The sequence below is a fragment of the Oceanibium sediminis genome (assembly GCF_003265325.1).
In the GTDB taxonomy this organism is placed as follows: domain Bacteria; phylum Pseudomonadota; class Alphaproteobacteria; order Rhodobacterales; family Rhodobacteraceae; genus Halovulum; species Halovulum sediminis.
In genome coordinates this window covers 618615-644014 of sequence record NZ_QGNX01000001.1, presented here as the reverse complement: position 1 = coordinate 644014, position 25400 = coordinate 618615, and the positions used below count along the sequence as shown (strand labels likewise).

At 65.7% G+C, this 25400-nt stretch carries 26 protein-coding genes; 11 read left to right on the top strand and 15 right to left on the bottom strand.

From position 1 onward, the window contains the following. Positions 1-31 precede the first annotated feature (31 nt). Entirely contained in the window at positions 32-1303 is a 1272-nt protein-coding gene (gene rho, locus DJ029_RS03160; protein ID WP_112320858.1) for a transcription termination factor Rho, read from the bottom strand. Positions 1304-1451: 148 nt separating this feature from the next. Next, a complete protein-coding gene (hemJ, locus tag DJ029_RS03155; protein ID WP_112321327.1) occupies positions 1452-1898 on the bottom strand; it encodes a protoporphyrinogen oxidase HemJ in 447 nt (148 codons plus the stop codon). A 442-nt stretch (positions 1899-2340) separates the two neighbouring features. Here hemJ and DJ029_RS03150 point away from each other — a divergent pair, with 442 nt between their 5' ends. The 5 genes from DJ029_RS03150 to dnaQ are packed head-to-tail and all read left to right on the top strand — an operon-like array spanning position 2341 to position 5896. Continuing rightward, positions 2341-3174 carry a pyruvate, water dikinase regulatory protein gene (locus DJ029_RS03150; protein WP_112320857.1) on the top strand — a complete coding sequence of 278 codons (834 nt, stop codon included), beginning with the start codon at positions 2341-2343 and terminating at the stop codon, positions 3172-3174. Beyond that, positions 3171-3773 (top strand): Maf family protein, encoded by a 603-nt coding sequence (locus DJ029_RS03145; protein ID WP_112320856.1) that lies wholly within the window; start codon positions 3171-3173, stop codon positions 3771-3773. The genes DJ029_RS03150 and DJ029_RS03145 overlap by 4 nt, the downstream gene beginning before the upstream one ends. Next, on the top strand, positions 3770-4606 hold the full coding sequence (locus DJ029_RS03140; protein WP_112320855.1) for a shikimate dehydrogenase: 837 nt from the start codon (positions 3770-3772) through the stop codon (positions 4604-4606). Before DJ029_RS03145 ends, DJ029_RS03140 begins: the two co-directional genes overlap by 4 nt. Further along, positions 4603-5208, top strand: a complete 606-nt coding sequence (coaE, locus tag DJ029_RS03135) for a dephospho-CoA kinase (protein ID WP_258165079.1) — start codon at positions 4603-4605, stop codon at positions 5206-5208. The genes DJ029_RS03140 and coaE overlap by 4 nt, the downstream gene beginning before the upstream one ends. Continuing rightward, positions 5201-5896, top strand: a complete 696-nt coding sequence (gene dnaQ / locus DJ029_RS03130; RefSeq protein ID WP_112320854.1) for a DNA polymerase III subunit epsilon — start codon at positions 5201-5203, stop codon at positions 5894-5896. The genes coaE and dnaQ overlap by 8 nt, the downstream gene beginning before the upstream one ends. A gap of 10 nt (positions 5897-5906) precedes the next feature. Here the strand turns inward: dnaQ and secB are convergent, their stop codons facing one another. Together secB and DJ029_RS03120 are read right to left on the bottom strand one after the other, a co-directional pair. Beyond that, on the bottom strand, positions 5907-6422 hold the full coding sequence (secB, locus tag DJ029_RS03125) for a protein-export chaperone SecB (protein WP_112320853.1): 516 nt from the start codon (positions 6420-6422) through the stop codon (positions 5907-5909). 42 nt (positions 6423-6464) lie between these two features. Next, complete coding sequence (locus DJ029_RS03120; RefSeq protein ID WP_112320852.1) at positions 6465-6965, bottom strand: FxsA family protein; 501 nt, start codon at positions 6963-6965, stop codon at positions 6465-6467. A gap of 122 nt (positions 6966-7087) precedes the next feature. Here DJ029_RS03120 and DJ029_RS03115 point away from each other — a divergent pair, with 122 nt between their 5' ends. Beyond that, positions 7088-7753 (top strand): Tim44/TimA family putative adaptor protein, encoded by a 666-nt coding sequence (locus DJ029_RS03115; protein WP_112320851.1) that lies wholly within the window; start codon positions 7088-7090, stop codon positions 7751-7753. A gap of 17 nt (positions 7754-7770) precedes the next feature. Continuing rightward, complete coding sequence (locus DJ029_RS03110) at positions 7771-8382, top strand: Smr/MutS family protein (protein WP_112320850.1); 612 nt, start codon at positions 7771-7773, stop codon at positions 8380-8382. Here the strand turns inward: DJ029_RS03110 and DJ029_RS03105 are convergent. The 5 genes from DJ029_RS03105 to DJ029_RS03085 form a co-directional block, all read right to left on the bottom strand. Continuing rightward, positions 8379-9611: an MFS transporter gene (locus tag DJ029_RS03105; protein WP_112320849.1), complete on the bottom strand. Its 1233-nt coding sequence runs from the start codon at positions 9609-9611 to the stop codon at positions 8379-8381. The two genes, DJ029_RS03110 and DJ029_RS03105, sit on opposite strands and share 4 nt — an antisense overlap. A 43-nt stretch (positions 9612-9654) precedes the next feature. Further along, positions 9655-11133 carry a DUF2125 domain-containing protein gene (locus DJ029_RS03100; protein ID WP_157966244.1) on the bottom strand — a complete coding sequence of 493 codons (1479 nt, stop codon included), beginning with the start codon at positions 11131-11133 and terminating at the stop codon, positions 9655-9657. 110 nt (positions 11134-11243) lie between these two features. Next, positions 11244-12551, bottom strand: coding sequence for an ATP-dependent protease ATPase subunit HslU (hslU, locus tag DJ029_RS03095; RefSeq protein ID WP_112320847.1), 1308 nt, complete (start codon positions 12549-12551; stop codon positions 11244-11246). A 46-nt stretch (positions 12552-12597) separates the two neighbouring features. Beyond that, positions 12598-13161: an ATP-dependent protease subunit HslV gene (gene hslV / locus DJ029_RS03090; RefSeq protein WP_112320846.1), complete on the bottom strand. Its 564-nt coding sequence runs from the start codon at positions 13159-13161 to the stop codon at positions 12598-12600. Positions 13162-13272: 111 nt separating this feature from the next. Continuing rightward, a complete protein-coding gene (locus DJ029_RS03085) occupies positions 13273-14016 on the bottom strand; it encodes an NAD(P)H-dependent oxidoreductase (protein ID WP_112320845.1) in 744 nt (247 codons plus the stop codon). 183 nt (positions 14017-14199) lie between these two features. Between DJ029_RS03085 and DJ029_RS03080 the strand changes: the two genes are divergently transcribed. After that, the gene (locus DJ029_RS03080; protein ID WP_112320844.1) at positions 14200-14610 is read left to right on the top strand and encodes a GFA family protein; all 411 of its coding nucleotides are present in this window, start codon (positions 14200-14202) and stop codon (positions 14608-14610) included. Positions 14611-14858: 248 nt separating this feature from the next. On the opposite strand, the gene infB is transcribed toward DJ029_RS03080, so the two are convergent. Genes infB through rimP form a run of 4 tightly spaced genes read right to left on the bottom strand, consistent with a single transcriptional unit; the run spans position 14859 to position 20232 of the window. Continuing rightward, a complete protein-coding gene (infB, locus tag DJ029_RS03075; protein WP_112320843.1) occupies positions 14859-17357 on the bottom strand; it encodes a translation initiation factor IF-2 in 2499 nt (832 codons plus the stop codon). Between the two features lie 58 nt (positions 17358-17415). Next, positions 17416-18015, bottom strand: coding sequence for an RNA-binding protein (locus DJ029_RS03070; protein ID WP_198671058.1), 600 nt, complete (start codon positions 18013-18015; stop codon positions 17416-17418). Positions 18016-18040: 25 nt separating this feature from the next. Next, positions 18041-19675 (bottom strand): transcription termination factor NusA, encoded by a 1635-nt coding sequence (gene nusA / locus DJ029_RS03065; protein WP_112320841.1) that lies wholly within the window; start codon positions 19673-19675, stop codon positions 18041-18043. Continuing rightward, positions 19672-20232 (bottom strand): ribosome maturation factor RimP, encoded by a 561-nt coding sequence (gene rimP / locus DJ029_RS03060; protein WP_112320840.1) that lies wholly within the window; start codon positions 20230-20232, stop codon positions 19672-19674. Before rimP ends, nusA begins: the two co-directional genes overlap by 4 nt. A gap of 350 nt (positions 20233-20582) precedes the next feature. Here rimP and rsgA point away from each other — a divergent pair, with 350 nt between their 5' ends. After that, on the top strand, positions 20583-21626 hold the full coding sequence (gene rsgA / locus DJ029_RS03055; RefSeq protein ID WP_112320839.1) for a ribosome small subunit-dependent GTPase A: 1044 nt from the start codon (positions 20583-20585) through the stop codon (positions 21624-21626). Positions 21627-21964: 338 nt separating this feature from the next. Beyond that, complete coding sequence (locus DJ029_RS03050) at positions 21965-23023, top strand: dipeptidase (protein ID WP_112320838.1); 1059 nt, start codon at positions 21965-21967, stop codon at positions 23021-23023. Between the two features lie 203 nt (positions 23024-23226). On the opposite strand, the gene DJ029_RS03045 is transcribed toward DJ029_RS03050, so the two are convergent. Both DJ029_RS03045 and DJ029_RS03040 read right to left on the bottom strand, forming a co-directional pair. After that, complete coding sequence (locus DJ029_RS03045) at positions 23227-23781, bottom strand: ActR/PrrA/RegA family redox response regulator transcription factor (RefSeq protein ID WP_112320837.1); 555 nt, start codon at positions 23779-23781, stop codon at positions 23227-23229. A gap of 65 nt (positions 23782-23846) precedes the next feature. After that, positions 23847-24179 carry an HNH endonuclease gene (locus DJ029_RS03040; protein WP_232822946.1) on the bottom strand — a complete coding sequence of 111 codons (333 nt, stop codon included), beginning with the start codon at positions 24177-24179 and terminating at the stop codon, positions 23847-23849. Here DJ029_RS03040 and DJ029_RS03035 point away from each other — a divergent pair. Next, the gene (locus tag DJ029_RS03035) at positions 24178-25383 is read left to right on the top strand and encodes a TIGR03862 family flavoprotein (protein ID WP_232822945.1); all 1206 of its coding nucleotides are present in this window, start codon (positions 24178-24180) and stop codon (positions 25381-25383) included. The two genes, DJ029_RS03040 and DJ029_RS03035, sit on opposite strands and share 2 nt — an antisense overlap. Positions 25384-25400: the final 17 nt, after the last annotated feature.

The following is a 25400-nucleotide window of genomic DNA, read 5'->3' as shown; positions in this document are numbered from 1 at the left end:
AGCCCGGGCGCTCAAGCAATGGCTACCTGGTTCAGCTGTTCATCGAATCGAAGAATTCCGCATTTGACTTGGTCTGCTTCAGCTTCCCAAGGAGGAATTCGATCGCATCAGTGGTTCCCATCGGGTTCAGGATCCTGCGAAGCACGAACATCTTCGTCAGATCCGACTTCTCGACCAGCAGATCCTCTTTCCGGGTGCCGGACTTCAGGATATCGATCGCCGGAAACACGCGCTTGTCGGCAATCTTGCGGTCCAGGACGATTTCCGAGTTACCGGTGCCCTTGAACTCCTCGAAGATCACCTCGTCCATACGGCTGCCGGTATCGATCAGTGCCGTTGCGATGATCGTCAGGCTGCCGCCTTCCTCAATGTTCCGCGCTGCGCCGAAGAAGCGCTTCGGGCGCTGCAGCGCGTTCGCATCCACCCCCCCGGTCAGCACCTTGCCGGAGGACGGAACGACCGTGTTGAACGCGCGGCCGAGTCGCGTGATCGAATCCAGTAGGATGACGACGTCGCGCTTGTGCTCGACCAGCCGCTTGGCCTTCTCGATGACCATTTCGGCAACCGCCACGTGCCGCGTCGCAGGTTCGTCGAAGGTCGAGGATACCACCTCGCCCTTCACACTGCGCTGCATGTCGGTCACTTCCTCGGGCCGTTCATCGACGAGCAGCACGATCAGGAAACACTCGGGGTGATTCTTTTCGATCGAGGCGGCGATGTTCTGCAGGATCACGGTCTTACCCGTCCGCGGCGGCGCCACGATCAGGCCACGCTGGCCCTTGCCGATGGGCGCGACCAGGTCGATGACCCGGGCGGATTTGTCCTTGATCGTCGGATCGTCGATTTCCATGCGCAGACGCTCATCCGGATACAACGGCGTCAGGTTGTCGAAATGCACCTTGTGACGGGCACTTTCCGGGTCGGCGAAGTTGATCTGCGTCACCTTCACCAGCCCGAAATACCGCTCGTTCTCGGTTGGCGCGCGGATCACGCCTTCGACAGTGTCACCCGTGCGCAACGAATATTTGCGGATCTGGTTCGGGCTCACGTAGATATCGTCCGGCCCCGGCAGGTAGTTCGCCTCGGGTGAACGCAGGAAGCCGAATCCGTCCTGAAGCACCTCGAGCACCCCATCGCCGGAGATTTCGACCCCTTCTTCGGCCAGCTCCTTCAGAATGGCGAACATCATGTCGCCCTTCCGCATGGTGGAAGCGTTCTCGATCTCAAGCTCTTCGGCCATCGTCAACAGGTCAGCCGGGCTTTTGGCCTTCAGATCGGCAAGCGACAGTTCTTTGTAGTCCATGGGGGATCACCAACACAGCAAGAATACCAGCAGACCGGCGAAGGCACGGGTGAGGCATATCTATGGGAAACCAGCCCCGCGAACGTGGGCCTTTGCGGGACCATAAGGAGATTACAGCCGGAATGTCAACATTGCGCGATCAGGATCGTCAAAATGGCTTCACGACCACCATGATGACGATCACGATCATCAGCACCGTCGGCACCTCATTCATGATGCGATACGTGCGTCCGCTTCGGGTGTTCCGGCCTGCCACGAAGTCCTTGCGCCGCGCGGCAAGCCACATGTGAAACGCCGTCATGCCGACAAGAGCCAGAAGTTTCACGTGAAACCATCCTTGTGAAAAGACGGATCCCACCCCGAGCGACAGGATCAACAGGATCCCCAGCACCCAGGCAGCGATCATCGCCGGGTTCATGATCACCCGCAGCAACTTCGCTTCCATAATCTGGAACACCTGTTCCTGGCCCGGGTCCCCCATCGCACGCTCGGTGTGATGGACGAACAACCTGGGCAGATAGAACAGGCCTGCCATCCAGGCGATGACTGCCATGATGTGAAAGGCTTTCAACCAGAGGTAGAGTCCATCCAGCATTTCAAGGCAATCCTTCATCCACGATTCAATGTTTCCTTATCTATAATAAGAAAGAATGAAAAAGGTAGTGGTGGTGGTGGGTCCTGTGGATAACGGGAAACCCCGTTATCCCCGGGGTTAAAAGACCGGATTCCCCCAAAACAGCTCCGGTGTGGATAATCTGAGGACAACCGCTCCCATAACGCTTAGAACGGCAAGAATCTTCATATTAACAGGGACTTACTAATTAACCTTCACTGGATAACTATGTGGGTAACTTTTGCTAACCCTCCGCCGGGCCGTTCCGGTGGCAACTTTGTCCCCAGACCCCCGCCGGTTTTACCGGGCTGAACAAACCGGGCTGGGGCCACCGCGAAATCAGCGGAATTCGCCGGGATGCTGGCAACCCTGTGGAAGACACAGTAGTTTTCCACAGGAATTCCCCAACCTCACGGGATAACAGGTGGCCCAGGAACAGACGCGCGCCCTTTGCATCGTCCTCCTCTCCGATTCCACGGGAGAGACGGTGTCCGCCGCCGTGCGCGCGGCGGTCTCGCAATTCGCGGTCAGCGATGTGCACTATCGGCTCTATCCGTTCCTGCGAAAGCCCGAGGATTTCGGAACCATCCCTGCCAGCGTCCTCGACAAGGCCGACCTGATCGCCTTCACCCTGGTCAATCCCGACCTGAAATCCCTGATCGAGGCGGAGGCGACGCGTCGCGGCATCCCCGCGATCCCCGTCCTCGACCCGCTGATCGAGGGGATCGCCTCCGTCATCGGGGCTGCGCCTTCGACGCGGCCGGGGCAGCAATACCGGGTCAATCGCGGCTATCTCGACCGGGTCACGGCGATCGATTTCGCGATCACCCACGATGATGGACTGTCGGAAGACCACCTGATGTCGGCGGATGTGATCCTCGCCGGGGTCAGCCGCACCTCCAAGACGCCGACCTGCATCTATCTTGGCTACCAGGGGATCAAGGCGGCGAACGTGCCGTTGATTCCCGGCCAGCCGACGCCCGTGCATCTTGAAAAGGCCATCGCGGCCAAGGTGCCGACCGTTGGACTAACCGTCAGCCCCCTGCGGCTGATGCAGATCCGGCAGACCCGGCTGAAAACGCTGGGAAGTGCCGCCATCGACACCTATACGAACCGCGAAAAGATCGAGGAAGAGCTGGTCGCCGCGCGGTTGTTCTTCGACCGCCACAACCTTCCGGTCATCGACGTCACCCGCCGCTCGATAGAAGAGACAGCCGCCGCGATCCGCCATTACCTTTCCAACAGGACTGCCGAATGACAAAGCCCGACTTCATCCTCGCCTCCGGTTCTGCTGTGCGCGCGCAACTGCTGCGCACCAACGGGGCCGCGCCGCTGGTCGTCCCGGCGCGTGTGGATGAAGCCGCGCTGAAGGACGCGATGCTGTCCGAACAGGCTGCCCCCCGCGATATCGCCGACGCCCTGGCCGAAATGAAGGCCCGCAGGGTCGCGATGAAACACCCCGAAGCGCTGGTTCTGGGCGCGGACCAGGTGCTCGTGCACAACAAGACGCTGATCGACAAACCGACAACGCTGGACGAGGCCCGCGCGCAGCTGAAAACCCTGCGCGGGTCGGCCCATGAACTGCTGTCGGCCGCCGTGATCTACGAGGGCGCCCGCCCCGTCTGGCGTCACATCGGGCGGGCGCAACTCATCATGCGGGATTTCTCTGACAGTTTCCTCGACGCCTACATCGCCCGCCACGGAAATGGCCTTCTGGCCACAGTCGGTTGCTATAAGCTCGAGGAAGACGGCCCCACCCTTTTTTCCCGCGTTCAGGGCGACTACTTTTCGGTCCTGGGATTGCCCCTGCTTGAGGTGCTGCAATTCCTTAGAACGCGTGGAGTAGTTGCGACATGACTGAAAACGCGCCGCCACTTGCGGGTGTCGTGGGGTGGCCTATTGCACATTCCCGGTCCCCCGCCCTGCACGGCCACTGGCTCGCACGCTACGGGATCGCGGGCTATTACATCCCCATCGGCATCCGTCCCCAGGATTTCGAGGAAGGCATTCGTGCCCTGCCCAAGCTGGGGTTTCGGGGCGTGAACCTGACGATTCCCTTCAAGGAAACGGTCCTTGGCATGGCGGATTCGATTTCCGACCGCGCCTCGCTGATCGGGGCGGCGAATACGCTGACATTCCGCGAAGACGGCAGCATCTATGCGGACAACACCGACGGCATCGGCTTCCTCGAAAGCGTGAGGGAGGCGGCGCCGCACTGGTCGCCCAAATCCGGCCCGGCGCTCGTGCTCGGTGCCGGTGGCGCGGCGCGGGCGGTGATTTCCGCGCTGCTCACCTCCGGCGCGCCGGAAGTGCGTGTCGCGAACCGCACAAGGCAGAAGGCCGAGATGCTGGCCGAGCATTTCGGCGGCCGCCTGACCCTCGTTGATTGGGCGCGGGCCGGTGATGGCACCGACGGGGCGCATATAATCATCAACACCACCGCGCTGGGGATGACCGGGCGCAGCCCGCTGAACATCGACCTTTCCGCCGCTCCGGCGGAGGCGCTGGTCGTCGATGTCGTCTACAACCCGCTCGAGACGGAGTTCCTGAAGAACGCCCGCGCCCGTGGCCTGATCGGCATCGACGGGCTTGGCATGCTTCTGCACCAGGCCGTGCCTGGCTTTGAAAGCTGGTTCGGCCGCCGGCCCGAGGTGGACGCCGCCCTGCGCCAGGCCGTGCTGCCCGAGTGAGTGCACGCGCGCCGTTCCGCCTGGGCCTGACCGGCTCCATCGCCATGGGTAAAAGCACCACGGCGGGCTTCTTCGCGGATGCCGGCGTGCCCGTCTGGGATGCGGACGCCGCCGTGCACCAGCTTTACGCCAAGGGCGGGGCCGCGGTGCCGGCGATTGGCGATCTTGTGCCCGAGGCGGTGATCGACGGCGCCGTCAGCCGCCCTGGGCTGCGAACGGCCATCGCCGCCGACCCGGCCCTGCTGCCCCGGATCGAGGCGGCGGTGCACCCGCTGGTCCAGGCGGACCGCCAATCCTTCATCGCCGCGCAGACCGCGCCCATTGTCCTGCTGGACATCCCCCTGCTCTATGAGACCGGGGCCGAGGCGCTCTGCGATGCCGTCGTCGTTGTCACGGCCCCGCCCGAAGTCCAAAGGGACCGGGCGTTAGAGCGCCCCGGCATGTCCGAAGAAACCTTGGCGCAGATCCTTGACCGCCAGATGCCCGACGCGGAAAAACGCGCCCGTGCCGATTTCGTGATCGACACGAGCCAGGGGCTTGAGGCCGCCCGCGCGGCGGTCCACTCTGTGTTGGAAACCATTGGGAAGCAGATCGATGCGTGAAATCGTCCTCGACACCGAAACCACCGGCTTCAGCCCCGAGGATGGCGACCGGATCGTGGAAATCGGCGCGGTGGAGCTGCTGAACCACATGCCCACGGGACGCACCTATCACCAGTACATCAACCCGTTGCGCGACATGCCGGAAGAAGCCTTCGCCGTCCACGGCATCTCCGAGGAGTTCCTGCGCGACAAGCCCGTATTCGCCGACATCGCCCAGGCATTCCTGGACTTCGTGAGCGGCGCGAAACTGGTGATCCACAACGCTGCCTTCGACATGAAGTTCTTGAACGCGGAACTCGGCTGGTGCGACAAGCCGAAACTCCCCTACGAGGTCGCGCTCGATACGCTGGAAATCGCCCGGAAACGCTTTCCCGGTGCGCAGAACTCGCTGGATGCGCTGTGCCGCCGCTTCGGCGTGGACAACTCGTCCCGCGAAAAGCACGGCGCGCTGCTGGATAGTGAGATTCTGGCCGAAGTTTATCTTGAGCTGATTGGCGGGCGTCAGCCCGACTTCGCGCTCAGCGTGGTCGGCAATGACGATGGGGCGGACGCAGTGGTGAAGGACTACGTGCCGCCCGCGCGCCCGCGCCCCCTGCCGTCGCGCCTGAGCCAGGCGGAAGCCGCCGCCCACGCCGCGTTCATCGCAACGCTTGAGGGCGGCGGGATCTGGCCCCGCGAAAGGTCCTGAGGACCGGGGATCAGGCCTGTGCGGCGCCGTTCCCGTTGCTGCCCTCGGCGGCCTTGGCGGCGGCCTGACGGCGCATGATGTCCTGCTGGTACAGCGCCAGGAAATCGATGTTGTCCACGTTCAGCGGCGGGAAGCCGCCATCGCGGGTCACGTCGCCGATGATGCGGCGGATGTAGGGGAAGATCATCCGCGGGCACTCGATCATCAGGTAGGGGTGCATCTGGTTTTCCGGCACGTTGGCGATCTTGAACTGCCCGGCGTAGTCGAGTTCCAGGATAAATACCGTGTCCTCGCCCGCCTTGGACGTCACCTTCATCTTGACGATGACCTCGAACACATCCTCCGCGCGCTTCTTGGCGTCCAGCGCGACCTGGACCGAGACTTCGGGCGTGCCTTCGACCTTTTTGCCTTTCATGAGGGCGACATTCTCGAACGACATGTCGCGAATGTACTGCGCCACCACCTGCATCCGGGGGCGTTCCTGGGGCTGCGGTGCTGCTGCGGCGCCGTCGTTCTGTTCAGCCATTACTCTTCCTCTCGATTTTTACTTGGGATCGGATGTACCCGCTCACCTCGGTTTCGTCCACCCGGACTGCCCACGCGGGGCGTCATCTGGGGGCAGATCGTCGGGATCTATGGCGTGGTATTCCGCCTCGATCACGTCATCGCTGTGCCCGTGGCGGGTGTGCATGCTGCTCGCGCCGCCGACGATAGTAATATTTCCGGCCAGCTTCGCGGCGCCGAAGCGGATGAGGGCTGCGCGCACCGGGGGCAGCAGCAGCAAGAAGCCCAGCGTGTCGGTGAAGAACCCCGGCGTCAGCAGCATGGCCCCCGCGAAAAGGATCATCGCGCCATGGGCGATCGGCCCGGTCGGATTGCCGCCCTGGTTCAGTTTCCCCTGCAGTTCAGCCAGCACGGCCATGCCTTGCGTGCGCATCAGCCAGGTCCCGGCAACGGCGGTCAGCACCACGATTGCCAGCGTTGGCCACAGGCCGATCAGCCCGCCAACCTGGATGAACAGGGCGATTTCGATGATCGGCACCAGCACAAAAGGGACAAAAAGCCACATCCCAGGGGCCCTCCCATGGTAAATGGGGGCCGTCGCGGAATGGACAGACCCCCTTCGCCTCCCTACATATGAGCGCAACGGCGTGAGTTCCACGCCCCTGACATAGAAAAGAAGGATTTCTCATGGGCTCGCAACTGATCCAAATTCTGGTTCTCGCCGGTGTGGCCCTGTTCCTCATCCTGCGGCTGCGCGATGTGCTGGGCACACGGGACGGCTACGAAAAACCGCTGGACCCGAAGCCGATGTCCACACCCGGCCCCCGCGATCGCGGGTTCGAGGTGATCGACGGCGGCACCAAGGACAGGGATATCGCGGATCACGTGGACCCCGACAGCCCCGCTGCCGAGGCGCTGTTGAAGATGAAGCGCGCAGAGCCGGGCTTTTCCGTATCCGAGTTCGCCCACGGCGCGCGCCAGGCTTACGAGATGATCCTCATGGCCTATGAGAACGGCGAGCTGGACACGCTTCAGCAGTTCCTGGCGCCCGAGGTCTACGAATCGTTCTCCACCGCCGTGTTCGCGCGGGCTGACCAGGGGCTGACGGTCGACGCCAATTTCATCGGTATCCGTGAGCTGAAGATCGTCGGCGCCGAGTTCGACGAAGATACCAACGAGGGCGACATCACCCTGCGCTTCGTGGGTGAGCTGACCTCCGTCGTTCGCAACCCCGATGGTGAGGTGGTCGAGGGCGACGCGACCGAGATCAAGCGCCAGAAGGACACCTGGACCTTCTCGCGCATCATGGGCAGTGAAAGCCCGAACTGGCTTCTGGTCGCCACCGGCGGCTGAGGCTTGGCAAGGACGGGATGCGCCGCAGGACCCGCAAACTAAGCCCTGAGGACAAGGCGCTCTGGTCAAAGGTCGCGGAAAGCCTTTCGCCGCTGCACCCGGATGCTGGGTCGCAGCGGCGTTCCGCATCGTCCGAGCCCCCGGCTGACGACGCGCCCGGCGCGGCCACGTTGCCCGCTGTCCCTACGCGGCCCGTGCCCCGCCGCCGCGTTGCGCCGGAACCCAAGGTCCGCGTCACGCTCGCCCCTGACCCGATGGAGGCCGCGCGCCAGCTTCCCCCCCAGATGGACGCCCGCGCCTATGGCCGGCTGAAACGCGGCAAGCTGTCGCCGGAGTCGAAAATCGACCTGCACGGCATGACGGCCGAGCGCGCCCATGGCGAATTGCGCGGGTTCATCATGGATGCCCACGGCCGTGGCCTGCGGCTGGTTCTGGTAATCACCGGCAAGGGCCGCAGCGCGGGTGAGGAGCCGGCTCACGCCCCGGCGCGGCGCGGCGTGCTGCGCAACGCGGTGCCGGTCTGGCTGGCGCAGCCGCCCCTGAACACGATGGTCCTGCAACTGACCCCGGCGCACCAGCGCCACGGCGGCGGCGGGGCCTACTACGTCTACCTGCGCCGCCGCCGCTAGGCCGGCGTTGGTGCGGCCAGCAGCCGCCGGGCCCGCGCGAAGGCGAACAGGAAGATCACCGACGCCGCGATAACGATCAGCGCCATGCCCTTCAGCTGCGTGTCATAGCTGACGCCCCGGTCGATCAGGAACCCGGTGCCCGCCGGCCCCAGCGCCGTGGCGAAGACCATCAGCGATGTCGCTACGCTGCGGATCGCGCCAAGATAGCGGGTGCCGTAGTATTCCGGCCAGAAAGCGCCCAGAATAGCGGCGGACATGCCCTGCATCGCCCCAATCAGCGCGATGCCGATGCCGGTCACCGCCAGGCTCGTGGTTTCCGAGATGATCCAGAATCCCGCCGCCATCGGCAGCAGGTAGAAGGGCATCAGCCGCCCGGTTCCGAACCGGTCCACCAGCGCCCCGCCGACCAGGACAGAGACCAGCGCCGTCCCGGTGTAGATCGGCATCAGCTGCGTGAACCCGGCCAGTGTCCAGCCCTTCAGCTCGACCAGGTGGACCTGTTGGAAGAAGAACGCCGTGCCGAAGATCGGCTGCGCCAGCAGGCCCGGCACGCAGACCCAGAACAGCCAGTGGCGCAGGGCCTGCCCCCGGGTCCAGTAGCGGCCCTGCATCCCGGCGGAGCTGTCCGCCTCGGCCACGCCGCGCGGGCTGCGCTCGGCCCTGAGCAGCACCAGGATCAGCGGGATGTAGGCGAGCAGCAGCACGGCGGCCACGCCCCAGGCCATGCGCCAGCCGATCAGGCCCATGATCAGCACGAAGGTGTAGGGCATCACCGCCTCGCCGATGGAAAAACCCATCGACACGATGGAAATCGCCCGCCCCCGCGCCGCCGCGAACCAGCGCCCGACGGAAACGATGGCAAGATGGCTCATCACGCCTTGGCCGCAGAACCGCAGCCCGAAGATGACCAGTGGCAGGATCAGCGTGCTCGGCACCAGCGCCATGCACAGGCACATCACCGCGAACAGGCACAGGTTCAGCACCGCGAGTGAGCGTGTGCGATACCCATCCACCAGGCCGCCCACCAGCAGCATCAGGGCCGCCGACGCCAGCGTTCCCATGGCGTATAGCGCGCCCCATTCGCCGTGACTCAGCCCGAACTCGGCGCGGATTTCCCCGGCGAAGAGCGAGATGAAATAGGTCTGGCCGAAAGAGGAGCCGAAAGTCAAAAGCCCCCCGGCGGCAAGCCAGGGGGCGTTCTTTTTCAGGAAGTCGGCAAGCCCATGCATGGGCGTCACTCGGACAACAAACCGTGCAGCCTGGAAAGCGGCTTTACTGGATGGGCTGTCCGTTCGCCAGGATACCGGTTTCCGTGAACTCGATCTTCGAGGTGAAGCTGTCCGGCCCGTCGCCGGGCTTGCTGAAGGCCATGACCATGCCCATCACCATGCCAACCTGCATCTGCTGCACAAGGCCTAGGTCCACCAGCTTCTGCGTCAGGCTCTGAAGCCCGTCGACCGAGATGTCGACAGCGCCGTTCGGCATCGGCATGAAGCCGGAGTTGTCCACGGTAACGGCGCCCGAGGCTTCGATCCGTGCGCCACCGCCGGATAGCAGGATCTCGTTCAGGTCGATGCTTTCGACCGTGCCGATTTCCATCGGGTTGTCGGCCATCGGCATTTCGGCGACCGTCTTGTCCAGGTCCACCTTGCCGGCGATGTCGATCGACAGCGTCGCCGGGTCCCGCGGGATCGTGGCCTGCGGGTCGATCATCGACCAGACGCTGTCACTGACGCTCAGGTCGCGCAGCGCGATCACCATCTTGACGTCGGACGCCTCGTCCGAGGGGGCGACGGGAAGGCGGAATTCAAGTTGCCCGCCGCTGATCTTGGCCGAGAACGGCGGGAACGGCAGCATGGCGGGGTTCGGCGTGATCTCGTAATTCAGCGCGCCGAAGCTCTGGTCGAAGACGAACCGCCCGTCGGCCATGGAGATCAGCATCCGGCCGCTTTCGCTGGTGCCATCCATGGAAATCGGCAGATCGGGGCTGGTGGAGGTCATCCGCGTGGTCGATCCCGCACCTTCGACCAGCAGTTCGAAGCTGCCGCCGTCGGCGAGGAAGGCTTCGAAATCGTCTTCGTCGCCATCCTCGGGCAGGCGGGTGCCGGTGAAGGTCAGCGTCTGGCTGGCGGCCTCGGCATATGTCCGGATCTCGCCCTCGCCCCCAGGCTCGGCGATGGTGTAATCGGCGACGATGTTGTCCATCGACATGTTCGCGGCCGCGTCGCGGGTATTCTCGTCGAAGTTGAAGCTCAACGCGAAGCCCTGGGCGTTGACGTCCAGCGCCTTCAGAACCGGGTGATCCGCCGATCCGCCGGTGAATTTCAGGCTGTCGGCCGCGGCTTCGACCATCGGCTTGCCAGCGGCGCCGAGCAGCCAGTTCGTCGTGACGAAAAGGCCTTCGGACAGCATCTCGATCTCGACCGGGGGTTCGTCGTCGTCTTCCTGAACACTCAGGTTGACGATATCGGCCAGGGTGATCGTCACCTCGCCCGGAGTGTCCGGGTTCGGGGTGAGCGTCACGAAATCAACGGCGATCACGACCTCACCGTCGTCAGGGGCCATGCGCACGTCACGGTAGGTGACGGCATTGCCCGCGCCAACTTCGCTGCCGGAGAAGGTGATGTTCGCCCCCTCCTCGTTCAACTCGGCGATCCCGGCATCCACGGCGGCCTGAACCGGGTTGGATTGCGCGAACGCGGGCTGGGCGAGCAGAAGCGCCACGGCGCTGGTCAGGAGCAGATTTCTCATCTTTTCGGCTTTCGTTTGGAAGAGATCGGCCGCCAGCATATCCGGCGGCTGTAAACTGTAGAAGCACCCTACCCTAGTTCAAAAGGTCCGCGGGTGGCAATCGCCACGGGTCAGAGCACGTAGCGGCTCAGATCCGTCGAGCGGGACAACTCGCCAAGGTGTTTTTCCACGAAGGCGTCATCCACCACCACCGCGTCGCCCGACCGGTCCGGCGCGGTGAAGCTCAGATCCTCGAACACCCGCTCAAGTATCGTGTAGAGCCGCCGCGCGCCGATATTCTCGATCGAGCTGTTCACCTCGGCCGCGATCCGGGCCAGCGCCTTGATCCCGTCCGCAGTGAAGCTGACATCGACGTTTTCCGTTCCCATCAAGGCGGTGTACTGCCTCGTCAGCGCGTTGTCGGTTTCGGTCAGGATGCGCACGAAGTCGTCCTCGGTCAGGGCGCGCAGCTCCACCCGGATGGGCAGGCGGCCCTGCAACTCGGGCAGCAGGTCCGAGGGCTTGGCGATGTGGAACGCACCCGAGGCGATGAACAGGATGTGATCCGTCTTCACCGGCCCGTGCTTGGTGGAAACGGTCGTCCCCTCGATCAGGGGCAGCAGGTCGCGCTGCACGCCTTCGCGGCTGACATCCGCGCCGCGGGTCTCGGCGCGGGCGCAGACCTTGTCGATCTCGTCGAGGAAGACGATGCCGTTCTCCTCCACCGCCTTCAGGGCTTCCTTGGTGACGATTTCCTGGTCCAGCAGCTTGTCGGCCTCGTCGGCGATCAACACCTCGTAACTGTCGGCGACCCGCATCTTGCGTGTCACCGTGCGCGCGCCGAACGCTTTGCCGAAGATATCGCCGAGGTTCATCATCCCCGCGCCACCGCCGGGCTGGCCGGGGATTTCCATCATCGGCATCGGGTTGGAGTTGTCCGCCACCTCGACCTCGATCTCGTGGTCGTCCAGCAGGCCGTCGCGAAGCTTCTTGCGGAACATCTCGCGCGTCTGCTCGCGGGCGTCCTTCCCGGCGAGCGCCTCGATCACGCGGGTTTCCGCCTCGGCATGGGCGCGGGACTTCACGTCCTCGCGCATGTGTTCGCGCACCATGACAATGGCGGTGTCCACCAGATCGCGCACGATCTGTTCCACGTCCCGCCCGACATAGCCGACTTCGGTGAACTTGGTGGCTTCCACCTTCAGGAACGGCGCGCGGGCCAGCTTGGCCAGCCGGCGGCTGATCTCGGTCTTGCCGACGCCGGTGGGGCCGATCATCAGGATGTTCTTGGGGTATACCTCGTCACGCAGATCGTCGCCCAGCTGGCGGCGGCGCCAGCGGTTGCGCAGGGCCACGGCGACGGCGCGTTTGGCGTCGCTCTGGCCGATGATGAAGCGGTCCAGTTCGGACACGATCTCGCGGGGGGTCAGGTCAGTCATGTAGTCAGCCTTTCTTGATCCGGGTCACGCCTTTGCGCCGCTGGCGTCAGGCCGCCGCGCCGATCGTTTCCACGGTCATGTTGCCGTTCGTGTAGACGCAGATCTCCGCCGCGATGGTCAGGGCGCGCCGGGCGATCGCCTCGGCGTCCAGGTCGCTGTCGCTCAGCGCCCGCGCGGCGGCCAGCGCGAAGTTCCCGCCTGAGCCGATGGCGGCCACGTCGTGTTCCGGCTCCAGCACATCGCCCGCGCCGGTGATGACGTAAAGGTCCGCGCCGTCGGTCACGATCAGCATGGCTTCCAGGTTCTTCAGGTACTTGTCGGTCCGCCAGTCCTTCGCCAGGTCCACGGCGGCGCGCTGCAACTGGCCGGGCGTCGCCTCCAGCTTCTTTTCCAGCCGTTCCAGCAGGGTAAAGGCGTCGGCGGTGGAGCCGGCGAAGCCGCAGACCACGTCGCGCCCGCCGGGGCTGATGCGGCGCACCTTCCGGGCCGAGCCCTTGATGACGGTCTGCCCAAGGCTGACCTGGCCGTCGCCGGCCACGGTCACCTTGCCGCCCTTGCGCACCGCCACGATGGTCGTTCCATGCCAGCCGGGAAATCTGTCGTCGCTCATATCGGCTCCTTTCGGTTCGCAAGCGATATATGGGTTCCGCCCCCGGATCGCCAGTGGAGCGCGGAATTTCGCTGATGGGTAAGCCCGGCCCTCACCCGTGGCAGCGCGCCCTCAGCCACGCCGGATGAAGGGCGAGTGGCTGGGCGCGCCCGGCTTCAGGCGGCCCGTTTCGTCGAAATCGGTGTCGGCGTTGAACGCCCAGGCCGGCCGCGCGCCGAGGTTGGCGATCACCTCCGCCTGCGTGGCCAGAACGTCGCGCAGGCGGTCGTGCAGGGCGGTTAGCCGCGCGCCCCGGTGATAGCCGTGGACGCCATGCACGCTGAGCGGCTCCAGCACGTCGAAGCCGCAATAGCGGAACGCATAGGCCAGCGGCCAGAGCAGAAGGCGGAAGTTGCCCTCCTTCCCGTCCGGCCCGCTTTCACTCTCGCGAGAGCCGGTGGAGACGCAGAACAGCACCTTCTTGCCCCGGCAGACGCCGGTGTCGAAGCGCCGGTCTACGTCATGCACAAGCCCGTGGACCAGGACGCGGTCCAGCCAGCCCTTTAGCATGGCCGGGGGGCCGAACCACCACATCGGGAAATGGATGACCAGCAGGTCCGCGGCCAGAAGCTGGTCCACCTCGGTCGCCACCTCGGGGGGCATGGGGGCGCTTTCGGTGACTTTCAGCGGATCGAACGGGCCCTGGTGGTCGGGGTATTGCTCGCGCCGCAACGCGGGGTCGAAGCTGCCGAGATGCGGATCGCTGTGCAGGACCTCGTAACCGGCCGCCTCAAGCGCGGCGGCGCTGGCGTCGGCCCAGGCCCCGGTGAACGACGACGGCTCAGGGTGAATGCGCAGGACGAGGGCGGTCTTCATGGGCGGGGCTGCCCCCTGTCACCGGTTTGCGTCATGTCGTGCTCCCTCGTTCCCGTGCGGCCATGCTACACGGGCTTCGCGCGCGTGGTCAGCGGAAAATGGTTCGGCGCAAGCGTGGCAAACCCGGTTGCGAGGGCGCCACGATCAGGGGTACGTATCGGTGCATAAAAACGGAGATTATTGATGACATCACCAAGCAAGGGATCCTGCCTGTGCGGCGCGATCGTTTTTGAAATTACAGGGGATTTCAAGCACTTCTTCCTTTGTCACTGCGGCAGGTGCCGCAAGGGAACCGGCTCCGCGCATGCGGCGAACCTGTTCGCGCCCGGCGGCCAGCTCACCTGGATAAGCGGTGAGGCCGAGGTGCGTTCGTTCCAGCTTCCCGGCACCGCCCACGCGCGAAGCTTCTGCGCCACCTGCGGCGCGGCGCTGCCGGGGGTCCAGATGGGCGGCAAGGTGCTGGTCGTCCCCGCGGGCAGCCTGGACACGCCTGTCGCGGCTCGAGCAGAGGCCCGCATCTGCTGGGCGTCCCGCGCGGATTGGGACGAGGGGTTGGACAGTATCCCGAAGCTGGACGGTCTGCCGGGCGCATAAGCGCCGTCAAAGGCTGACAGGGGCCGCAACCCAAGCCGGGTGCGCTCCCGCTCGTGGAATGGCGCAGCAAGCGCCCGGTCTGCGCATTTTATGTCGGCAAAATGTCTGAGACATCCGGGCCCCGCCCGGCGACAGCCCGTGGGGACGGGCAGGCGCTCGCCCGGGGCCTCCGGCTTGAATCCGGTTGGGTGTCTGTTTCCAGGGGCCGAAAAGAAAAGGGCCGGCGAAGTGTCGCCGGCCCCTGAACCTTAAAGCGTGCGCTCGATTTCCTCGGTCTCGAAGATCTCGATCACGTCGCCTTCGCGGATGTCTTCGTAGTTCTCGAAGGCCATCCCACATTCCTGGCCGCCCTGGACCTGGGCGACTTCGTCCTTGAAGCGCTTCAGCGTCTTCAGCTTGCCCTCGTGGATCACCACGTTGTCACGCAGCAGGCGCACACCGGCGGAGCGGCGGGCCACACCTTCGGTGACCACGCAACCCGCGACCTTGCCCACGCCGGAGACCTTGAAGACCTCCTTGATCGAGGCGTACCCGATGAAGGTCTCCTTGATCTCTGCGGACAGCAGGCCCGAAGCGGCGGCCCTGATGTCATCCACAAGATCGTAGATGATCGAGTAGTAGCGGATCTCGACGCTTTTCTGGTTCGCGCTTTCGCGTGCGGGCGCATTGGCCCGGACGTTGAAGCCGATGATCGGCGCGCCCGAGGCTTCGGCCAGGGTCACGTCGCTTTCGGTGATCGCGCCAACGCCGGAGTGGAGCACGCGCACGCGCACCTCCTCGTTGCCGACCTTTTCCATCGCCTGGACGATTGCTTCGGCCGACCCCTGCACGTCCGCCTTGACGACGATCGGCAGTTCGGTGGTGCTTTCGCTGGCCTTCTTCTGCGCCAGCAGCTGGTCGAGCGTGGTCGCGGCACCGGCTGCGGCGCGCTTGTCCTTGGCGGCCTGGGCGCGGTAGCTGGCGATTTCGCGGGCCTTCGCCTCTTCCTGGACGACGTTCAGCACGTCACCGGCTTCCGGCGTACCGTTGAGGCCAAGAACCTCGACCGGAACGGAGGGGCCGGCTTCCTCGACGCGTTCGCCCTGGTCGTTGATCAGCGCGCGGACCTTGCCCCACTGTTCGCCGACGACGAAGATGTCGCCGCGCTTCAGGGTGCCGTTCTGAACCAGAACCGTCGCGACGGGGCCGCGGCCTACGTCGAGCTGCGCCTCGATCACCGCGCCTTCGGCGGGGCGGTCGGGGTTGGCTTTCAGTTCCAGAAGTTCGGATTGCAGCGCGATGTTTTCCAGCAGCGTGTCGATGCCGGTGCCCGAGAGCGCCGAGACTTCCACGTCCAGCACGTCACCCGACATCTTCTCGACCACGATCTCATGCTGCAACAGCTCGGTGCGGACCTTGTTGGGGTCTGCGCCCGGCTTGTCGATCTTGTTGATCGCCACGATGATCGGCACTTCGGCCGCCTTGGCGTGGTGGATCGCCTCGATCGTCTGGGGCATGACGCTGTCATCCGCGGCAACCACCAGGATCACGATGTCCGTCACCTGCGCGCCACGGGCCCGCATGGAGGTGAAGGCCGCGTGGCCCGGCGTGTCGAGGAAGGTCAGCTTCGCGCCGCCGTCTGTGGTGATCTGGTAGGCGCCGATGTGCTGGGTGATCCCGCCCGCCTCGCCAGAGACGACGTTGGTCTTGCGGATCGCATCCAGAAGCGAGGTCTTGCCGTGGTCCACGTGGCCCATGATGGTGATCACGGGGGCGCGGGGCTGAAGGTCCTCGGGGGCGTCATCGGGAGTTTGAAGCGCCTGCTCCACGTCGGCATCCGACACGCGGACCGACTTGTGGCCGAATTCCTCGACGATCAGTTCGGCGGTATCCGCATCGATCGACTGGTTCTGCGTGACCATGATGCCGCTCTGCATCAGCGCCTTGACCACCGCGGCCACGCGTTCGGCCATGCGGTTGGCAAGCTCGGAGACCATGATCGCCTCGGGGATCTTGACCTCGCGGATGATCTTCTCGCGCGGCTCGTTGGAGCCCTGCATCTTGCGCTTCTCACGCTCCTGGCGGCGCTTCATGGCGGCCATGGAACGCTGGCGTCCGCCCTCACCCGTTGCCTGGGTGATGGTCAGCTTGCCAGAACGGCGGCGGTCGTCGCCGGCCTTACCGCCCTTGGGCTGCTTGTTGCGGTCATCCTGGGGCTTGTCGGTCTTGGTGGACTTGGCCGGGCCCTTGCCCGCTTCCACGCGCGACGCGGCCGCCTGTGCGGCAGCGGGATCGACGGCTTCCTCGACCTTGGCGGCTTTAGCCTTGGGCGCGGTGGCGGCGGCTTTGGCGGCCGCTTCCTTCTCGCGCTCCTCGTCCTGCTTGCGCTGGCGGGCGATCTCGCGCTCGCGCTCTTCGCGCTCGGCTTGTTCCTTTTCGGCGCGAAGGCGGATCATCTCCTCCTCGCGGGCCTTTTCCTCGGCCTTCATCTGTTCGGCGCGGTCAGCTTCCTGGGCGCGGGCGGCCTGAACGGCCCGCAGCCGGCGCTCACGTTCGGTGTCCGACAGGTTGCGTCCCACGGCACCACCGGTGCCGCCAGCGCCGCCCGCCCCCGACTTGGGGACAACGACGCGCTTGCGCTTGCGCTCAACCGTGACGGACTTCGTCCGGCCATGCGAGAAACTTTGGCGCACGTGGCTCGTCTCGGTCCCGCCACCGCGCAGACCGAGGGTTTTACCTTTCTCAGGAGTGTCCTTCGTATCGCTCATGCGTTCCAAATACCTTTCTACCCGAGGCCATCCCCGGACCGTCCCGACCGACCGTTTGTCAGTCCTGATTTCGTCTAATCCCCGCCAGTCGCGTCGACTCATACCTTACACGGTCTGCGAGTCCACCCGAAATCAGCGCGGCATGTATCACACGATCCCGTCCGAAAGCCAAACCCAATTCCGCAGCCGTGAGGTCTGAAAAATAGGTGTTTTCGCCTTTTGGGGGCCGTAATTGCGTCTTCTCCCGTGCCGAGCCGTCGGCGGCCTGCAACAGACAGGCGGCTTCTTCGGCGACCAGCAGGGCCTTTACCTTTTCCAGTCCGGCGCGCGCCTGACCTGCCTTGCGCGCGAGGGACAACAATTCGACCACACGCTGCGCCAGAAGGTCGGATACCATCTGCGGCAGACCGGCGTCCGCCTTCACCTTGCGCTTCGCGCCGCGCGAGAACAGCCCCTTCGAGACTGCCTTTTCCAGCGCCGCGCAGTCAGCCGCAACCCATATACCACGCCCGGGCAGCTTTTCCGCCAGGTCAGGCACCACGTGATCGTCAGGTCCGACCACGAAACGCACCAGCCCCGCCTTCGGGCCGGTCGCACCGGTGGCGATACACCGCCGTTCCGGTACGTCCGTCTCTGATTTCCGGCCCCCGCGCGTCACTGGGTGCCCAACTTCGGCAAAGGCCTCAGGCCTCTGCCGAAGTCTCCTCTGTATCGTCGCCTTCGGCGGCGTCGCCATCTTCCTCATCGGCGTTCTGCGCGGCGACTTCTTCCTCGGATACCCAGCCCAGTTGCAGGCGGGCGCCCATGATCAGCTCTTGCGCTTCTTCAAGGCTCATGTCGAACTTTTCGAGCAGTCCGTCATCCTTGACGCGCTTGCCGTCGATGGTGGTGTAACCGCCTGCCAGTTCCCAATCCGCGCAACGGGCGAATTCCTCGAGGTTCAGGATCCCGTCGTGCGCCAGCGCCTCAATCATCTGGGGTGTCAGGCCCTCATAGTCAAACAGGTCCTGCTGCACACCGAGCTTTTTCGCGTTCTCGATGGCCTGCTGGTTGATTTCCTCCAGGCTTTCGCGGGCGCGGGCCTGAAGTTCCTCTGCGGTGTTTTCGTCAAAGCCCTCGATGGTCAGAAGTTCGTCCATATCGACGAAGGCAACTTCTTCCAGCGTCTCGAACCCTTCGGAGACCAGCAGCTGGGCCACCATCTCGTCCACGTTCATGGTGTCCATGAACAGGGCGGAGCGTTCGGCGAATTCCTTCTGGCGACGCTCGGATTCCTCGGCGTCGGTCATGATGTCGATGTCGAAGCCGGTCAGCTGGCTGGCCAGGCGCACGTTCTGGCCGCGCCGCCCGATGGCCAGGGACAGCTGGTCGTCGGGCACGACGACCTCGATCCGCTCGGCGTCCTCGTCGAAGACGACCTTGGACACCTCGGCCGGTTGAAGCGCGTTGACCAGGAAGGTCGGCGCATCCTCGTTCCAGGGAATGATGTCGATCTTTTCGCCCTGAAGCTCGTTCACGACGGCCTGCACGCGAGAGCCGCGCATACCCACGCAGGCCCCGACCGGGTCGATCGAGCTGTCGTAGGAAATCACGCCGATCTTGGCGCGCGAACCGGGGTCGCGGGCCACGGCCTTGATCTCGATGATGCCATCGTAGATCTCGGGGACTTCCATCTTGAACAGCTCGGCCATGAATTCCGGCGCGGTGCGGCTGAGGAAGATCTGCGGGCCGCGCACTTCGTGGCGCACGTCGCGGATATAGGCGCGGATCCGGTCGCCCGGACGGTAGCTTTCGCGGTTGATCAGCTGGTCGCGGCGCACGATGGCTTCGCCCCGGCCCACGTCCACGATGACGTTGCCGTATTCCACGCGCTTGACCAGGCCGTTGATGATCTGACCGACGCGGTCCTTGAATTCCTCGTACTGGCGCTCACGCTCGGCCTCACGCACCTTCTGCATGATGACCTGCTTGGCGGACTGGGCGGCGATCCGGCCCATTTCCAGCGGCGGCAGCTCGTCCTTGATGACGTCGCCGACCTTGGGATCGTCCAGGAATTCCTTGGCGTCTTCGGGCAGCAGCTCGGTGAAGGCGTTCTCGACCTCGTCCACGACCACGCGCTCACGCCACAGGGTCAGGTCGCCCGTCTTGGGGTCGATCTTCGCGCGGATGTCGTATTCCGCGCCGTAGCGGGACTTGGCGCCCTTGGCCATGCTCTCTTCCATCGCCTCGATCACGAGGCTCGGGTCGATCATCTTTTCCCGCGCCACGGCGTCGGCGATCTGGAGCAGCTCCAGACGGTTTGCGGATGTCACACTCATGTCGCGTCCTCTTCTTCGATGTCATCGAATGCTGCGGGGTCGAAACCCTTGTCCTTCTTTGCCTTCAGGCTTTCGGCGATCAGGGCGTCGGTCAGAACCAGCTTCGCCTCGACCAGCCAGTCGAAGGGCAACCCGATGGTGCCCTCTTCGATGTCGATCAGTACCTCGTTGTCCTCAACCCCGCGCAGGACGCCCTTGAACTTCTTGCGCCCCGAGATCAGCTCGGAAGTCTGCAGCTTCACGTCGTAGCCCTCGAACGCCTCGAAGTCCTTCAGCCGGGTCAGGGGCCGGTCGATGCCGGGCGAGGATACTTCGAGGCTGTAAACACCCTCGATCGGATCCTCGACATCCAGAACGGCGCTGACCGCGCGGCTGATCTTCGCGCAATCGTCCACCTCGATCCCGCCGTCGGGCGTGTCGGCCATGATCTGCAAGATCGGCTTCTTGCCGCCCATGAAGCGCAGGCGCACCAGCTCGTAACCCATGTCGGCGATCGTGGGTTCCACGATCGCGGCAAGGCGGCGGTCCATCTGGGCGCGGGCGATAAGTTCGGACATTCGGAATTTCCGGTTGGTTCGGGCACAAAAAAACGGGCCAGCGGCCCGTTAGCGTGATCGGTGGTGGCTGGGTGTGGACCCCAACCGCCGCTGTTGATCTGCCATATAGGGGGAAACGCGTCCCGGCGCAAGGCCCGTGATCGCCTGACACCCCGCCGAGAGCGGTTATTTGGCGCGGCGCGGCCCGAGCGCGCTTGACAGTGCGGTGGCGCGCTTTCTACTTTCGGGCCATCGGAAACCGGAGATTTCATGTCCTGATGATCAGGGTGCGCCGAAGGGCAACCCACCGTGCCGAATGATCCCCAAGCGGCGTGCCATGGCGCGCCGACCCGTTTTCCGTGAGTAATCCAATGACATACGATCTTGCCACTCTTGGCTGGACTTCCTACTTCGCGCGCCAGCTCGGCCCCGACGACGACGCGCTGACGCCTGCGCGCGTCACCGCCGTGCACCGCGCCGCCGTGACGCTTCTGACCCCCGCGGGCGAGCAGACGATCCCACCCTTCGGCGAGGATGAAACCGCGCCCGCCACCGGGGACTGGGTGCTGCTGAACCCCGACGGCAGCCTCAACCGCCTGATGGACCGGCGCGGGGCGATCAAGCGCCGCGCCGCCGGGCCCGAGGCGCGGGTGCAGCTGATCGCCGCGAACATCGATACGCTGTTCATCGTCACCTCCTGCAACGCCGATTTCAACGTCGCGCGGCTGGAGCGCTACCTGGCCCTGGCGCTGGAGGCGGGGGCGATCCCGGTCATCGTGCTGACCAAGGTGGACCTGGCCGACGATCCCGCGCCCTTCCTGCGCGACGCGAACCGCCTGATGCCCGACATCATGGTCGAGGTGCTGAACGCCAAGGACGCGGAGGACGTGGAGCGGCTGCGCCCCTGGTGCGGCCCGGGGCAGACGGTGGCCTTTATGGGCTCCTCCGGGGTGGGGAAGTCGACGCTGGTCAACGGCCTTCTCGGCGAGGAGCGGGTCGAGACGCAGGCCATCCGCGAGGCGGACGCGAAGGGTCGCCACACGACGACGGCCCGCGCGCTACACCGGCTACCCTCGGGCGGCTGGCTGCTGGACACGCCGGGGATGCGGGAAATCCAGCTGACCGACGTGGCCGAGGGCATCGGAGAGGTTTTCGCCGACCTCTCGGACCTGGCCGAACAGTGCCGGTTCAACGATTGCGCCCATGAGACCGAGCCGGGCTGTGCCGTCCGCGCCGCCGTCGACGCGGGCGAGATCGAGGAGAGCCGCTTCCGCCGCTGGCTGAAGCTGACCGAGGAGGACGCGCGCAACACCGTCACCACCGCCGAGCGGCGCAAGCGCGAGCGGACCTTGCAGAAGGTCTACAAGTCCGGGCAGAAGCGCGGCCGCCAGAAACGGCGGCTGGACGAGGAGTAGCGTCCCGCGCGCAGGGGAACTGGGGTCGGTTGGTGCGCAGTAAATGCGCACCCTACGGTTTTGCGTATCGCCTGGCCCGGAACAAGGCGCGTCAGCGCCTCCGAGCCGGCCCCGTCCCTCGCGAACCCCGGTCCTTGTCGCGCAAAGGTGGGCTCGGAGGAGCCCACCCTACGGTTTCGGGGCCTTGCCGGGCAGGACGGCTGGCGCTTTGGTCGCTGCTGGACGTGCGTCCAGCGCCGGCGCCTTATCCCACGAATGACCCCTGCCATGACGCCCGGAACTCCGCCCGTTGCCGACCCCCGCCCCTACGTCTAGGCTGGCCGCGAAAGCGAGGGTCCATGACGCCATTCTTCGACGGTCACAACGATTTCCTTCTGCGCCTGATGATGTCGCCGGACCCGAGGCAGGAGGTCTGGCTGGGGGATACGGGCAAAGGGCACCTCGACCTGGCGCGGATGAAGCGGGGCGGCATGGTCGGCGGGCTGTTCGCGATCTTCGTACCGCCGGTCTCCTCCGGGCCTGCGCCGGATTTCGCCAAGCTGATGGCCAACCCGCCCTACGACATCCCGATGCCGCCGCTGATGACCCACGATGTGGCGCAACCCGTCGCGCTGCGTATGGCGGGGCTGTTCCACTGGATGGCCCGCGCTGCGCCCGAGGATTTCGCGGTCTGCCGCACCGCCACGGAGATCCGCGCCGCGTTCGGCCGGGGCCGGATCGCGGGCGTGCTGCACATGGAAGGTGCAGAGGCGATCGGCCCGGACCTCGACGCGCTTTACCTGTTTCACCAGATGGGGCTGCGCTCGCTCGGGCCGGTGTGGAGCCGCGAGACGATCTTCGGCCACGGCGTACCGATGGCCTTCCCGGGCACACCGGACACCGGGCCCGGCCTGACCGCGAAGGGCAAGGACCTGGTGCGCCTGTGCAACGAGCTGGGCATCTTGGTGGACCTGAGCCACATGAACGAGGCGGGTTTCGACGATGTCGCCGCGCTTTCAGACGCGCCGCTGGTGGCGACCCATTCCAACGCCCATGCGCTGAGCGCCTCGCCCCGGAACCTGACCGACCGGCAGCTTGGCCGGATCCGGGACAGCGGCGGGCTGGTGGGACTGAACTACGCCACCTTCTACCTGGACGCTGAGGGGCGCGGCGCGTCGGGTATCGGCTGGGACCCGCTGTTGCGCCACATGGATCATTTGATCGAGACGCTGGGCGAGGATCACGTCGCGCTCGGCTCGGACTTCGACGGGTGTATCGTGCCGGACGTCATCGGCGATGTGACCGGGGTACAGGGGCTGTTCGATGCGCTTGCCCGGCATGGGTATGACGCGCCGCTGCTGGAAAAGATCGGCACGCAGAACTGGCTGGCATGCCTGGAGCGGACGCTGCGTGGCTGACGCCCGCGCCGGGCGTTTCGCGCTTGGCTGGCGCTTGGCGCGCGGGCCGGTCCGGGCGCGGTGCTGCGTCTGACCGGCCCGCCGGGTCCTTCGTTGACCAAGGGCGCTTCGGGGATCGGCGGGCCTGGCCCAACGCCTGCGCAGCAGGGGGCGGGAGCCGTTCGGGCGTCAGGTCGGAGCAGTTATGCACCGATGCCCTTACCTTACCGGGGGGAGCGTTTCGCCAGGATGCGCTGCAGGGTGCGGCGGTGCATGTTCAACCGCCGCGCGGTTTCGCTGACGTTGCGGTCGCACAGTTCGAACACGCGCTGGATATGTTCCCAGCGCACGCGGTCCGCGCTCATCGGGTTTTCCGGCGGCGGGGGCTTGTCGTCGGTGCGCGAGAGCAGGGCGTTGGTGATGTCGTTGGCGTCGGCGGGCTTGGACATGTAGTCCGTCGCGCCGATCTTGACCGCGGCCACCGCCGTGGCGATCGCGCCGTAGCCGGTCAGCACCACGATCCGCGCGTCGGGGCGGCTTTCGCGCAGCACCTCCACCACGTCCAGGCCGTTGCCGTCCTCGAGCCGCAGGTCGATCACCGCGAAGGCGGGCGGGCGCGTCGCGGCGACGGATTTCCCCTCGGCCACGGTTTCGACGGCGGTGGGGGTGAAGCCGCGCTTCTCCATCGCCCGCGCAAGGCGGCGCAGGAACGGCTCGTCGTCATCCACCAGCAGCAGGGATGTATCCTCGCCTATGTCGTTCAGCTCGTTCTCGGCCATTCGGTGTCTTGCTCCTGCATCTTCCTGAGGGACGTTACTGCCCTCACGGGGGGTGGTCAAAGCCTTTACCGCTTGCGCCGCCCCCCGGTCGAGCGGCTGTGGAAGTCTGGTGGACGCCCCTGCAGCCACCGGATCAGCTTTGCCAGCCGCGGGTGGGCGCGCAGCGACGCCAGCGTGCTATAGTCTTGCGCCAGCTCCGTCTCCGTCAGGGTGGCGTGAATTTCCGTGTGGCATATCTGGTGCAACAACACGGTCGGTCCACCCTTGCCGCCGCGCAGCCGGGGCACCAGGTGATGCCGGCTTTGCCGCGCGTGGGGCGGGATCGGGCGGCCGCACAGGCCACAGAGTGGGACTTCGGGCTGGTCTTCCTGCATGAGCCTGATAAGAGCGCGGATCATGAGCATGTCCACCCCCATAGATGTCTGCGTGATCGGATCCGGCCCCGCCGGCCTGGCCGCCGCCGAGGCCGCGGCTGCTGCCGGGGCGCGCGTGCTGGTGGCGGAGCAGAAGCCAAGCTTCGGTCGCAAGTTCTTGATGGCCGGCAAATCCGGGCTGAACCTGACCAAGGCCGAACCGCCCGAGGTGTTCCGGGGCCGGGTCGATGCCGCAGGCCCTGTTGCCGCCGCCCTGCGCGCGGTCAGCCCTGAAACGGTGTGCGACTGGGCCGAGGGCCTGGGCCAGCCAGTGTTCACCGGCTCTTCCGGGCGAGTGTTTCCGAAGGCGATGAAGGCCTCGCCCCTGTTGCGGGCCTGGCTGGTGCGGCTGTCCGAAGCCGGGGTCGAGATGCGCGCCCGCTGGCGCTGGACCGGCTGGCAGGGCGACGCGCTGAGCTTCGATACGCCCGAGGGGGTGCAGACCGTCACCGCCCGCGCCACGGTTCTGGCGCTGGGCGGGGCAAGCTGGGCGCGGCTCGGCTCGGACGGGGCCTGGGCGGAGCGTTTGGGCGAAATCACCACGGTGACGCCGTTCCAACCCTCGAACATGGGCCTGCAGATCCGTTGGAGCGCCCATATGCAGCCGCACCACGGCGCGCCGGTCAAATCCGTTGGCCTGCGCCTTAGCAAGACGCGGCTGCGGGGCGAGTTCGTGGTCAGCGCCACCGGGGTCGAGGGCAGCGCGATCTATGCGCTGTCGGCTGAGGCCCGCGCCGCTGTCGCGACGGGCGATGCGCTGCTGCGCCTCGACCTTGCGCCCGACCTGGATCCGGAGGCGCTGACCCGCCGGCTTTCCCGCCCGCGCGGCAAGGCGAGCCTGTCGAACCACATTCGCAAGACTGTCGGCATCACCGGCGTCAAGGCGGCCCTGCTGCGCGAGGCGGGCCCCCTGCCTGACGCGCCGGGGGATATCGCCGGCCGGATCAAGGATGTGCCGCTGCATGTCTCCGGGCTGGCGCCGATGGACAAGGCGATCTCCACCATCGGTGGGATCGGCCCCGGCGCGCTGGACGATACGCTGATGCTGCGCGCGCGCCCCGGCCTGTTCTGCGCGGGCGAGATGCTGGACTGGGATGCACCGACGGGCGGCTACTTGATCACCACCTGCCTTGCCACGGGCTGGCACGCCGGGCGCGAGGCCGCGGGCTGGGCTGCCGGGCGGGAGTAATCCCGCTGGAGCATTGC

Bases quoted from the DNA above. Each gene is read 5' to 3' on its own strand.
- rho (WP_112320858.1), bottom strand. From the start codon at position 1,303: ATGGACTACAAAGAACTGTCGCTTGCCGATCTGAAGGCCAAAAGCCCG.
- hemJ (WP_112321327.1), bottom strand. From the start codon at position 1,898: ATGCTGGATGGACTCTACCTCTGGTTGAAAGCCTTTCACATCATGGCA.
- DJ029_RS03145 (WP_112320856.1), top strand. From the start codon at position 3,171: ATGACAAAGCCCGACTTCATCCTCGCCTCCGGTTCTGCTGTGCGCGCG.
- DJ029_RS03140 (WP_112320855.1), top strand. From the start codon at position 3,770: ATGACTGAAAACGCGCCGCCACTTGCGGGTGTCGTGGGGTGGCCTATT.
- dnaQ (WP_112320854.1), top strand. From the start codon at position 5,201: ATGCGTGAAATCGTCCTCGACACCGAAACCACCGGCTTCAGCCCCGAG.
- secB (WP_112320853.1), bottom strand. From the start codon at position 6,422: ATGGCTGAACAGAACGACGGCGCCGCAGCAGCACCGCAGCCCCAGGAA.
- DJ029_RS03120 (WP_112320852.1), bottom strand. From the start codon at position 6,965: ATGTGGCTTTTTGTCCCTTTTGTGCTGGTGCCGATCATCGAAATCGCC.
- DJ029_RS03115 (WP_112320851.1), top strand. From the start codon at position 7,088: ATGGGCTCGCAACTGATCCAAATTCTGGTTCTCGCCGGTGTGGCCCTG.
- DJ029_RS03110 (WP_112320850.1), top strand. From the start codon at position 7,771: ATGCGCCGCAGGACCCGCAAACTAAGCCCTGAGGACAAGGCGCTCTGG.
- DJ029_RS03105 (WP_112320849.1), bottom strand. From the start codon at position 9,611: ATGCATGGGCTTGCCGACTTCCTGAAAAAGAACGCCCCCTGGCTTGCC.
- DJ029_RS03100 (WP_157966244.1), bottom strand. From the start codon at position 11,133: ATGAGAAATCTGCTCCTGACCAGCGCCGTGGCGCTTCTGCTCGCCCAG.
- hslU (WP_112320847.1), bottom strand. From the start codon at position 12,551: ATGACTGACCTGACCCCCCGCGAGATCGTGTCCGAACTGGACCGCTTC.
- hslV (WP_112320846.1), bottom strand. From the start codon at position 13,161: ATGAGCGACGACAGATTTCCCGGCTGGCATGGAACGACCATCGTGGCG.
- DJ029_RS03085 (WP_112320845.1), bottom strand. From the start codon at position 14,016: ATGAAGACCGCCCTCGTCCTGCGCATTCACCCTGAGCCGTCGTCGTTC.
- DJ029_RS03080 (WP_112320844.1), top strand. From the start codon at position 14,200: ATGACATCACCAAGCAAGGGATCCTGCCTGTGCGGCGCGATCGTTTTT.
- infB (WP_112320843.1), bottom strand. From the start codon at position 17,357: ATGAGCGATACGAAGGACACTCCTGAGAAAGGTAAAACCCTCGGTCTG.
- nusA (WP_112320841.1), bottom strand. From the start codon at position 19,675: ATGAGTGTGACATCCGCAAACCGTCTGGAGCTGCTCCAGATCGCCGAC.
- rimP (WP_112320840.1), bottom strand. From the start codon at position 20,232: ATGTCCGAACTTATCGCCCGCGCCCAGATGGACCGCCGCCTTGCCGCG.
- rsgA (WP_112320839.1), top strand. From the start codon at position 20,583: ATGACATACGATCTTGCCACTCTTGGCTGGACTTCCTACTTCGCGCGC.
- DJ029_RS03050 (WP_112320838.1), top strand. From the start codon at position 21,965: ATGACGCCATTCTTCGACGGTCACAACGATTTCCTTCTGCGCCTGATG.
- DJ029_RS03045 (WP_112320837.1), bottom strand. From the start codon at position 23,781: ATGGCCGAGAACGAGCTGAACGACATAGGCGAGGATACATCCCTGCTG.
- DJ029_RS03035 (WP_232822945.1), top strand. From the start codon at position 24,178: ATGAGCATGTCCACCCCCATAGATGTCTGCGTGATCGGATCCGGCCCC.
- DJ029_RS03040 (WP_232822946.1), bottom strand. From the start codon at position 24,179: ATGATCCGCGCTCTTATCAGGCTCATGCAGGAAGACCAGCCCGAAGTC.